The organism is Desertibacillus haloalkaliphilus, assembly GCF_019039105.1.
Classification (GTDB): Bacteria; Bacillota; Bacilli; order Bacillales; family KJ1-10-99; genus Desertibacillus; species Desertibacillus haloalkaliphilus.
In genome coordinates this window covers 1-331 of sequence record NZ_JAHPIV010000586.1, presented here as the reverse complement: position 1 = coordinate 331, position 331 = coordinate 1, and the positions used below count along the sequence as shown (strand labels likewise).

The following is a 331-nucleotide window of genomic DNA, read 5'->3' as shown; positions in this document are numbered from 1 at the left end:
CTTCCTTATCAGGCAAATGAAGAGTTATTTTTACATATTGTCCATTGATCTTTTTAACGACAACACTTTGCCTTACCTTTCCATTCTCACTTGTCAAATACAATTCATTGTTCTTATAAAAAGAGTGCAATTGTGAAACATTTTTAACTTCACGAACCGAGCCAGTAACTTGTAAATATTGCTTCGCTTCGTTCTTCATACTTGAAAGTGTTGCCTGATTATCGACAAGTTGGACTCTTGCAAAGAAGCCATTATCTCGGTTTGAGAAAAGTTGATAAATACCTGGCTCTTCTTTCACAAATTGAAATCCACTTTGTACATTCAATTTTAC

Annotated in this window: 1 protein-coding gene; it reads right to left on the bottom strand. The window is 34.1% G+C overall.

From position 1 onward, the window contains the following. Positions 1-298 (bottom strand): DUF8580 domain-containing lipoprotein (locus KH400_RS23390; RefSeq protein ID WP_217228718.1); only part of this gene is annotated, 298 nt, incomplete at its 3' end. Positions 299-331: the final 33 nt, after the last annotated feature.